We start from the raw sequence: 9905 nt of genomic DNA on the forward strand, positions 1-9905 counted from the left end.
TGCAGATAGTTGCGCTCAATCGTCCGGTCATAGCTGTTGTCGCGCATCGGATCGTCCTCCGCTGGAGCGATCCAATCAGCGAATTAGTGAACATGCACAATTGCGAGGAGCCCTTGCGACGAAGCAATCCAGACTGCCACCGCAGAACAATTCTGGATTGCTTCGCTTTGCTGACGGTGAGGAGAGAGTTAGCCCCTCACCGGCAGCGTCACCACGTCATACCCATGCCTGATCGTTCGCTTCAGCACGGGATCTTCCAGCTCGAATTCGAACCGGTCGGCAGGGCGGATGCCGCCCTTAGCGGCGAAGGTGCCGCCGAACATTGCGCAGCCGTCGGGCAGCTTCCCGCCCGGAAAGCCGCGTGCGATGAGCTCAGTGACCGGGAGCATGGCATCGAGGGTGCCCTCCTGATAGAGCATGCGCTCGCCGTCGATCGTGGCGTAGGAGCGCAGGATCATCTTGTCCCAATGGCCGACGACGTCCTCGAGCTCCCACAGCGTCGACGCGATCGGCTTGTCGCACATCTGCTTGGACACTGTGACGTTATAGGCCTCGACCTTGCGGTCGGTGTGATCGGAGCCGCAGCCGACGAAGATGCGGCCCTGCCACCCGAGCAGCACGAACTCGACCTCGCCGGACGAGTCGCCGCCGGTGCATTCGATGCGGTCTTCCATCGTCAGCCGCCGCGCCGAGACGCGATAGTAGATCGGCGTTGAGGCCGGCCGGGCGATGCCGACGGCCTCGAGCTCGGCGATGTGCTTGTCGCGCGCGACCGGATCGCGGCCGGTCCAGCCGGCGATGAAGGCCTGGTCGATCGCCAGCGTCAGCGGCGTTGTGGTGTCCTGGGCGTCGACGGTGAAGGTCAGGTCAAACACGGATTACGGCCTCCATGCCGGCAGCAAGTTCGAAGATGCGGCGGTCGGTCCCGCCCGCCCCCGCCAGCATCAAGCCGACAGGAACGTGGCCCTCGCGATGCGCAGGCAGCGAGATGGCGCAGCCGTCGATCAGGTTGATCAGGCTGCAATTACGCAAGGCGCGGATATTTTCGCGGGCGAATGCCTGGTCGTCGGCGAGATCGGCGATTTTCGGCGGTGTGTTGGGCGTCGTCGGCAGCACCAGGGCGTCATAAGGCGCAATCCGTGCATTGACGCGGGCGATCAGCGAGCGCCGCTCGTTGAGCAGATCGATGTAATCGGCCGCGCTCTGCACCTCGCCGCGCATGATGCGCACGGCGACCCTGGGATCATAGACGTCGCCCTTCGCGGTGATGAGATAGCGATGCCAGGCATAGCTTTCGGAAGCTGCAAAGCCGCCTTTGGCGTTCATCGGGCCGATGTCGTGGAATTCAGCCATTTCGATGCGCTCGACCATGGCGCCGTGATCGGCGAGCGCCTTCAGCGCGCGCTCGAAGGTCTCGGAGACCTGTGCATCGAGGTCGTCGAGCGCGATCGTGGTCGGCACCGCCAGCCGCAAGCCCTGGATCGGCCGCGGCTTGAGCGGAACGATCGGCTCGTTGGCCAGCACCGCGTCGAGTATGGCACAGCAACTGACCGATCGCGCCAGCGGCCCGATGCTATCGAGCGAGAACGACAGCGGCACCGCGCCGTCGAGCGGCACACGGCGCTGCGTCGGCTTGTAGCCGACGATGCCGTTGAAGGCGGCCGGAATCCGGCAGGAGCCGCCGGTGTCGGTGCCGAGGGCGCCATGCGCCATGCCATCGAGCACGGACACTGCCGCGCCCGAGGACGAGCCGCCGGGCACATGGCCCTCCGCCCGGTTCCATGCGCCCTTCGGCGTCCCATAGTGCGGATTGATGCCGATGCCGGAATAGGCGAACTCGGTCATGTTGGTGCGCCCGATCACGACGAAACCGGCTTTGCGCAGCCGGGCCACTGCGACCGCATCCTGCTCGGCCGGTGAGGAATCGTCGAGCGCGCGGGAGCCGGCGCGCGTCACCTGGCCCCTGATGTCGAAGAGATCCTTGATCGAGATCGGGATGCCGGCATAGCGCGACGGCGCGGCCTTGGCCTTGCGCAAGCCGTCCATCGCGTCAGCGGCCGCGAGCGCAGCATCCTTGTCAACATGGATGAAGGCGCGCTGGCCTTCGCCGGCCGGATCGGCGATCCTGGCGATGCACGCCTCGACCAGCTTGCGGGAGGTCGTGCGGCCGCCTTCGAGGTCTCCGGCGAGCTTCGCCAGTGTCGGAAAATCGGGCATGTCTGTCTCACGGAATATTGGCGCGCGCAATCTATAGCGCCGGCCGAGGTCGACACAAGCATTGTGCGCATGATGGCATGCATGCGCATTGCTGGACCGTTGACGCACTATAGTCGATTGTCGCATCAAGATCGAAACAGGCGGGCGCGAAGCCTGTCTCTTGGGAGGAGCTGCCGATATGGCCGAACCGCAGCGCGCGCGACCGAAACCGACGCCAGAGACCCAGCATTTCTGGGACGGCACGAAGGCGGGCGAATTGCGCCTCCAGCGCTGCGACGCTTGCGCGCATATCTACTTCCCGCCGCGCCCGTTCTGTCCGTCCTGCGCCTCGCGCAAGGTCTCGGTGTTCAAGGCGAGCGGCAATGGTTTTCTCTACAGCTACGTGATCAACCACCGTCCCGCTGCGCCCGGCTTCACGCCGCCTTACGCCATCGCCGTGGTCGAGCTCGATGAGGGGCCGCGAATGATGAGCAACATCATCGACTGTCCGCAGACGCCCGAAGCGCTCGAGCTCGACATGAAGCTCGAGGTCGCCTTTGAGAAGCTCGACGACAACATCACCCTTCCCGTCTTCCGTCCGGCGAAGGGCTAGGCCATGCGCAAGAACCAGGTTGCCGTTGTGGGCGCGGCCGAGACCACCGAGCTCGGTGTCATCCCCAACGCCTCGCAGCTCCAGCTCCACGCCGACGCGGCGCTCAATGCTATCGCCGATGCCGGGCTGAAGCTCTCCGACATCGACGGCTTTGCGACTGCGGTCGAAACGCCACAGCAGGTCTGCCATTATCTAGGCATCAAGCCGACCTGGGTGGACGGCACCTCCGTCGGCGGCTGCTCCTTCATGCTGCACGTGCGCCACGCGGCCGCGGCGATCGAGGCCGGTCTGTGCAAGACCGTGCTGATCACCCATGCCGAGAGCGGCAAGTCGATGATCGGCAAATTGCCGCGCTCGACGCCACCGGACAGCCTCAACGGCCAGTTCGAGGCGCCCTATGGGGTCTACGGCCCGCCCAGCATGTTCCCGATCCCCGTGCTGCGCTTCATGAAGACCTACGGCATCACGCACGAGCAGCTCGCTTCGGTCGCGGTGGTGCAGCGGGAATGGGCGGCCAAAAATCCGCGCGCGATGATGAAGGAGCCGATCACGGTCGCGGACGTGCTCAACTCGCGCATGATCGCCTATCCGTTCCGCCTGCTCCAGTGCTGCCTTGTCACCGACGGCGGCGGCGCGCTGATCCTGACCTCGGCCGACCGAGCCAAGGATTTTCCGAGGAAGCCGGTCTACATCATGGGCACTGGCGAGAGCGTGGAAACACCGATGGTCAGCCAGATGGAGACGTTCAATTCCTCGCGCGCGTTCAAGACCGCAGGGCCCCTCGCCTTCAAGGAGGCCGGCATCGCGCACAAGGACGTCGACCATCTCATGATCTACGACGCGTTTGCACATCTGCCGCTGTTCGGGCTCGGCGACCTCGGCTTCATGCCCTATGAGGAAACGGGCAAGTTCATTGCGGACGGCAACACGCGGCCTGGGGCTAAGCTGCCGCTCAACACCAATGGCGGTGGTTTGAGCTATATGCATTCGGGCATGTACGGCATGTACGCGCTCCAGGAGAGCGTGCGGCAGATGCGTGGCACCGCGCCGGCACAGGTGCCGAACGCGAAGGTCTCGGTGTGCCACGGCGTCGGCGGCATGTTCGCGGCGAGTGGCACGATCGTGTTTACGAACGAGAGGTAAGCCCTCGTCGTTCCGGGATGGTCCGAAGGACCAGACCCGGAACCTCGAGATTCCGGGTTCGTGCTTCGCACGCCCCGGAATGACGCAGACAACAGGAGAACACACGCATGAGCAAATCACTGCAAGACAAGGTCATCATCGTCACCGGCGCAGGCCGCGGCATCGGGCGGGAGATCGCGCTGCTTTGCGCCGCGGAAGGCGCTAAGGTCGTCGTCAACGATCCCGGCGCCGCCGCCGACGGCGCCGGCTCGAACACGGCGCCCGCCGAAGAAGTGGTCGAGGAAATCAAGAAGCGCGGCGGCACTGCCGTTGCCAATTTCGAGTCGGTGGCCGAAGCCATTCCCGCGAGCAAGATCGTGAAGACCGCGACCGATCATTTCGGCCGGCTCGACGGCGTCGTCAACAATGCCGGCATCCTGCGCGACATGATCTTCCACAAGATGAGCGTGGAGGCCTTCGAAGCGGTCATCAAGGTGCATTTGATGGGCTCGTTCTATGTCTCCCACGCCGCGGCGCGGATCTTCCGCGAGCAGGAGTCGGGCTCCTTCGTCCATTTCACCTCGACCTCCGGCCTGATCGGCAATTTCGGCCAAGCCAACTATGCCGCCGCCAAGCTCGGCATCGTTGGCTTGTCCAAGTCGATCGCGCTCGACATGGGCCGTTTCAACGTCCGCTCCAACTGCGTCTCGCCGTTCGCCTGGACCCGCATGATCGGCACCATCCCGACCGAGACCGAAGCCGAGAAAGCGCGGGTCGAGAAGATCAAGCAGATGGGACCGGAGAAGATCGCCCCGCTCTGCGGCTATCTGCTGGGCGATTCCGCCAGGGACGTCACCGGGCAGATCTTTGGCGTGCGCATGAACGAGATCTTCCTGTTCAGCCAGAACCGTCCGATCCGCTCGGTGCAGCGAAGCGAGGGCTGGACGCCGCAGTCGATCGCGGAACACGGCATGCCGGCACTGAAGGGGTCGTTCTACAAGCTGGACCGCTCGGCCGACATCTTCACCTGGGATCCCGTCTAGCTGGATTCCAAGCTATTGCTGCATCGCGGTCTCCGGTTGTTCGGCCGGGATCGCCCGCTTTACGCCCGATTGCAGGCGGATGGTTTTCCTCCCAACAAAAAAATGGGAGGCGACTATGACGAAACCACTGACCATTTCTGCCGAATCCAGCGAACCCTCTCTCGCGCGCCGCACCCTGTTGAAGGGCGCGGCGGGCGCAGTCGCGGCGACGGGCGTTACCATGAACGCGGCCTTGGCAGCCTCCGTCGCGCCCTTGGGCCAGACAGGCGCGCCGACGAGATCGACGGCGCCGTTGCCCTTGGGACCACTGCCGGGCAGCCGCTATCCGGACTCCCACTTGGAATCCGCCAAGAAGGGGCCGCCATCCTTCGGGCCCTCCGGCTTTCCCGCCTTCGCCGGCACCATGGCCGTCGAGCGGGTCGCCACCGGCTTCCGCTGGGCCGAAGGTCCGGTGTATTTCGCCGCGGGGCGCTACCTGTTGTTCAGCGACATTCCGAACAACCGCATCATGCGCTTCTCCGAGGATGACGGTCACCTCAGCGTCTACCGTCAGCCCTCCATGAACTCGAACGGCAACACCATCGATCGCGAGGGACGCCTGATCACATGCGAGCATAGCGGTCGGCGCGTGACGCGGACCGAACTCGACGGCTCGATCACCATCATCGCCGACAAGTTCAACGGCAAGCGGTTGAACTCGCCCAACGATGCGGTGGTGACGGCCGATGGCGCGATCTGGTTCACCGATCCTGCCTACGGGATCGGCGGCTTCTATGAGGGGATCAAGGCCGAGCCCGAGCAGGACAAGAAGAACGTCTACCGGGTCGATCCGAAGTCCGGAGAGGTCAAAGTCGTCGTCGACGATTTTGTGGAGCCCAACGGGCTCGCTATCTCGCCGGATGAGAAGAAGCTCTATATCTGCGACACCGGGTTCACCGATGGGCCGGACAACCCGTCCCATATCCGCGTGTTCGATCTCGACGTGACCGGGGGGAAGGTGTCGAACAGCAAGGTCTTCGCTGAAATGCCAAAACCGAGCATCACCGACGGCGTCCGCTGCGACACCGAAGGACGGGTCTGGTGTTCGGTGGGCTGGGGCGACCCGAACGAAGACGGCGTGCGCTGCTATACCCCATCGGGCGAATTGCTCGGCAAGATCCATATTCCGGAAACAGTCGCCAATCTGTGCTTCGGCGGCCAGCAGCGAAACAGGCTGTATATTTGCGGCTCGACATCGCTCTATGCCGTCTACACCAGCGTGCAGGGCGCCATGAAGCCGTGAGATAGTGCCGTCATTCCGGGGCGGCTCGAAGAGCCGAACCCGGAATCTCGAGGTTCCGGGTTCGATGCTTCGCATCGCCCCGGAACGACGACGTCAACCCGTATTCCTCAAGCCAGCCGAGATGCCGTTGATGGTGAGCTGGATCCCGCGCAGCACCTGCTCGTCCGGGTTCTGCGCGCGATGCTCCTTCAAGAGCTCGACCTGGACGTGGTTGAGCGGATCGAGATAGGGGAAGCGGTGGCGCACCGAGCGCTCCAGCAGCGGATTGCTTTGAAGCAACCGGTCCTGGCCCATGATGTCGAGCAGCGTTTCGATGCAGGAATGCCATTCGCGGCGGATGCGGCCGAAGATTTTTTCCCGCAGGGCTTCGTCCGGCACGAGCTCGGCATAGCGCGAGGCGATGGCGATCGAGCTTTTCGCCAGCACCATGTCCATGTTCGAGAGCAGCATGCGGAAGAACGGCCATTCCTGGTAGAGCTCCTTCAGGAACGGCATGCCCTTGTCGGGATGCTCGGCGATCCACTGCTCGACCGCGCTGCCAAAACCGTACCAGCCCGGCAGCATCAGACGGCATTGCGCCCAGGAGAACACCCAGGGAATGGCACGAAGGTCCTCAATCGCGCGCGTCTTCTTGCGCGAGGCCGGGCGGCTGCCGATATTGAGCGTCGCGATCTCGTTGATCACGGTCGATGACCAGAAGTAGTCGACGAATCCATCGGTCTCGTAGACGAGGCCGCGATAAGCCCTGAAGGCAAGGTTCGACAATTCGTCCATCGCGGTCAGATATTCGCGGCGCGGCGCGCTCTGGCGCGGATTCAGCAGACTCGCCTCCAGCGTCGCTGCGGCGAGGATCTCCAGATTGTAGCGGCCGACCTCGGCGTTGGAATATTTCGACGAGATGATCTCGCCCTGCTCGGTGATGCGGATCTGGCCGTTCACGGCACCGCCGGGCTGCGCGATGATGGCATCATAGCTCGGACCGCCACCGCGACCGACCGAGCCGCCGCGGCCGTGGAACAGGCGAAGGCGCACGCCGTGGCGCTCGAACACGTCGACGAGGCCGATCTCAGCCTTGTAGAGCTCCCAGCCCGAGGTGACGAAGCCGCCATCCTTGTTGCTGTCGGAATAGCCGAGCATGACCTCCTGCACGCAGCCGCGGCTGTCGACGAGGCGGCGGTAATCGTGCAACGACAGCATGCGGTCCATGATTCCGGAGGAGGCCTGCAAATCCTCGATGGTCTCGAACAGGGGGACGATATTGATGGCGCTGCGGCCGGAGGGATGGACGAGGCCGACCTCCTTGAGCAGCACCGCGACCTCGAGCATGTCCGACATGCCCTTGCACATCGAGATGATGCATTGGGGAATCGCGTCCGAACCGAACTTCGCATGCGCTTCCGCGGCAGCATGGAACACGTTGAGCTCGCCCATGGTCTCGTCGCTGTACTTGACGAATGGCGAGACCAGCGCGCGCGTCGAGCGTAACTCGTTGGTGAGCAGCGAAATGCGGGCGTCCTCGCCGAGCGCGAGATAGGACATGCCGGGGTTGGCAGCATCCATCAGCTCGGCAATGGTGCGCTCATGCACGGCAGAGTTCTGGCGGATGTCGAGCCGCGCCAGATGGAAACCGAAGCAATCCACCGCGCGCCGGAGCAGCCGCAGCCGGCCGCGGGCGATGACGCGGGCATTGTTCGAGATCAGCGAGCGGTGCAGCACGTCGAGATCGGCTTGCAGCTCCCTGACGCTCTCGTAAGGCTTGCCCTTGCCGACCGGCCGCCGCGTGATCTCGACTTCCAGCTTTTCGGCGGTCGCGGTAAGGCGCGCATAGATGCCGGACACCGCGAGGCGATAAGGCTCGCCGCTTCGGTGTGGCGAAGTATCCGGCGAGCGTTCCGCCAGCGTGCGCAATTCCTCGGAGACATCGGCGAGATGCGCGGCGATCGACAGCTCGGAGCCGAGCACGTGCAGCTCGTTGAGATAGAACTGCAACACCCGGCTGGACTGCAGCCGCAGCGTGCCGCGCATGACGTCGGCGGTGACGAAGGGATTGCCGTCGCGGTCGCCGCCGATCCAGCTGCCCATGCGCAGAAACGAGGCGAGCTCGCCCGCCGCCTGCTCGCCGCCCTCCTCCAGCCGATCTTCGAGCGCGTTGATCAGGCGCGGCACCTCGCGCAGGAAGGTGTAGTCGTAGAACGCCAGGCCGTTGGCGACCTCGTCGAGCACCGTGAGCTTGGTCCGCCGCAAAAGGTTGGTCTGCCACAGCGTCAGCACCTCGCGGCGGAGCTGCTCGTCGCTGGCGGCGGCCTCCTCGGCGGTCAGGGCGACGCGCTCGCGGCGATCGAGCAGGGCTGCGATCTCCATCTCGCGGTCCATGGTGCTCTTGCGGCGGACCTCGGTCGGGTGCGCGGTCAGCACCGGACTGACCAGTGCGGTCTTGAAGAAATTGCGCAGCGCGTCGGGGCCGATGCCCGCCGCCTTGGCATGGACGAGCGTTTCCGCCAGCACGCCGGAGCCGCCGTTCTTGCCCGCGGTGCGGGCGCGCATCTGCCGGATGTTGTTCTGGTCCTCGGCGATGTTGGCGAGATGGGAGAAATAGCTGAAAGCGCGGACGATCCGCACGGTCTCGGAGATCGACATGCCATCGAGGATCTGCTCGAGCTCGCGGCGGGCGAGCCGGTCCTCGTCGCGGTGGAATCGGATCGAGGTCTGGCGGATGCGCTCGACCAGTTCGAACAATTCGGCGCCCTCCTGGTCGCGCACGGTATCGCCCAGGATGCGCCCGAGCAGGCGGATGTCGTCCCGCAGGCGCGCCTCCGCTTCCATCGCCTGGACATCCTCGGGACGGTTGGGGCGATGCTCGGTGGCGTCGGATGGTATGGTCTGGAGGGACATGGCTCGCTCCTCGGTTCGAGCTCGCTTGGATGCCCGGCACGAGCGAGTGTGCGATATTTTTCTGCCGCAGTGCAAGATGAACTTGGTGGCGGCGCGGCAACATGGCTGACCGTGGCAGGATGGGTCTTGCAGAGCGGCGCGCACACGTTCTCGGTCTCGCGGCGCAGGCGCCCGAGGTTTGCTATCCGTCTTCACCCTCATCGAGAAGAGAGGGCGCAGGGAAGGCCGGGCGCCGGCTGGCACCCAGGGTCCGCACGCGAGAAACGCACGCGGGGTGACCACAGGTGACGCCGGGACATCCCGGCCTTCCCTGCGCAATGGTTTTACGGCTTATGGCGCGCTCTTGTGTCTGGGAAATCTGCCAGAATGTGCAAACGGGCGGTTCTCGCAAAACCGCCCGTTGCTGGATCTGAGCCCGGTCGCGCTCAAAGGCCGTGAGCCTGTCGGGGAGCGAGGGACAGATCCGGTGGTCTTCCTCAACCCGAACAGTTGCATGGGCTTCGAGCCCGGACCGAGCAAGGAAGGGATTGGATGATGGCACAAAACGATCTTGTTGTCGCCGGTATCGACGTGGCCAAGGACAAGGTGGATGTGTGTATTCGATCATTGTCGCAACGGCGGACGTTCGCGAGCACGGCAGAGGGACGGCGAATGCTGATCCGTTGGCTTCGCAAGTACAAGGTCACTAAAGCAGCGATGGAAGCGTCCGGCGGCTATGAGCGAGAGTGGGTCAAGGCGCTGCGCGAGGCCGATATCG

At 64.4% G+C, this 9905-nt stretch carries 8 protein-coding genes; 5 read left to right on the plus strand and 3 right to left on the minus strand.

Features of this window, described 5'->3' with window-relative positions; all coding sequences use genetic code 11:
* Positions 1 to 188 precede the first annotated feature (188 nt).
* Positions 189 to 875, minus strand: a complete 687-nt coding sequence (locus IVA96_RS20585) for a DUF2848 domain-containing protein (RefSeq protein WP_247276047.1) — start codon at positions 873 to 875, stop codon at positions 189 to 191.
* Positions 868 to 2217, minus strand: coding sequence for an amidase (locus tag IVA96_RS20590; protein WP_247276048.1), 1350 nt, complete (start codon positions 2215 to 2217; stop codon positions 868 to 870). The genes IVA96_RS20585 and IVA96_RS20590 overlap by 8 nt, the downstream gene beginning before the upstream one ends.
* Before the next feature lie 178 nt (positions 2218 to 2395).
* Here IVA96_RS20590 and IVA96_RS20595 point away from each other — a divergent pair, with 178 nt between their 5' ends.
* The 4 genes from IVA96_RS20595 to IVA96_RS20610 all read left to right on the plus strand — a co-directional run bounded on the left by IVA96_RS20595 (position 2396) and on the right by IVA96_RS20610 (position 6256).
* Positions 2396 to 2809 carry a Zn-ribbon domain-containing OB-fold protein gene (locus tag IVA96_RS20595; RefSeq protein WP_247276049.1) on the plus strand — a complete coding sequence of 138 codons (414 nt, stop codon included), beginning with the start codon at positions 2396 to 2398 and terminating at the stop codon, positions 2807 to 2809.
* Between the two features lie 3 nt (positions 2810 to 2812).
* Positions 2813 to 3952, plus strand: coding sequence for a thiolase (locus IVA96_RS20600; RefSeq protein WP_247276050.1), 1140 nt, complete (start codon positions 2813 to 2815; stop codon positions 3950 to 3952).
* A gap of 107 nt (positions 3953 to 4059) precedes the next feature.
* Entirely contained in the window at positions 4060 to 4974 is a 915-nt protein-coding gene (locus IVA96_RS20605; RefSeq protein WP_247276051.1) for an SDR family oxidoreductase, read from the plus strand.
* A gap of 115 nt (positions 4975 to 5089) precedes the next feature.
* Complete coding sequence (locus tag IVA96_RS20610; protein ID WP_247418931.1) at positions 5090 to 6256, plus strand: SMP-30/gluconolactonase/LRE family protein; 1167 nt, start codon at positions 5090 to 5092, stop codon at positions 6254 to 6256.
* A 93-nt stretch (positions 6257 to 6349) separates the two neighbouring features.
* On the opposite strand, the gene ppc is transcribed toward IVA96_RS20610, so the two are convergent.
* Entirely contained in the window at positions 6350 to 9148 is a 2799-nt protein-coding gene (gene ppc / locus IVA96_RS20615; protein ID WP_247276053.1) for a phosphoenolpyruvate carboxylase, read from the minus strand.
* Between the two features lie 531 nt (positions 9149 to 9679).
* Between ppc and IVA96_RS20620 the strand changes: the two genes are divergently transcribed.
* Positions 9680 to 9905, plus strand: a 226-nt coding sequence (locus tag IVA96_RS20620) for an IS110 family transposase (RefSeq protein WP_247416820.1), incomplete at its 3' end; no start/stop codon positions are given.

The organism is Bradyrhizobium sp. 159 (assembly GCF_023073795.1).
Lineage (GTDB): Bacteria > Pseudomonadota > Alphaproteobacteria > Rhizobiales > Xanthobacteraceae > Bradyrhizobium.

Excerpts from the sequence above, each read along its gene's own strand:
- IVA96_RS20595 (WP_247276049.1), top strand. The coding sequence starts at position 2,396 with ATGGCCGAACCGCAGCGCGCGCGACCGAAACCGACGCCAGAGACCCAG.
- IVA96_RS20590 (WP_247276048.1), bottom strand. The coding sequence starts at position 2,217 with ATGCCCGATTTTCCGACACTGGCGAAGCTCGCCGGAGACCTCGAAGGC.
- IVA96_RS20600 (WP_247276050.1), top strand. The coding sequence starts at position 2,813 with ATGCGCAAGAACCAGGTTGCCGTTGTGGGCGCGGCCGAGACCACCGAG.
- IVA96_RS20610 (WP_247418931.1), top strand. The coding sequence starts at position 5,090 with ATGACGAAACCACTGACCATTTCTGCCGAATCCAGCGAACCCTCTCTC.
- IVA96_RS20605 (WP_247276051.1), top strand. The coding sequence starts at position 4,060 with ATGAGCAAATCACTGCAAGACAAGGTCATCATCGTCACCGGCGCAGGC.
- ppc (WP_247276053.1), bottom strand. The coding sequence starts at position 9,148 with ATGTCCCTCCAGACCATACCATCCGACGCCACCGAGCATCGCCCCAAC.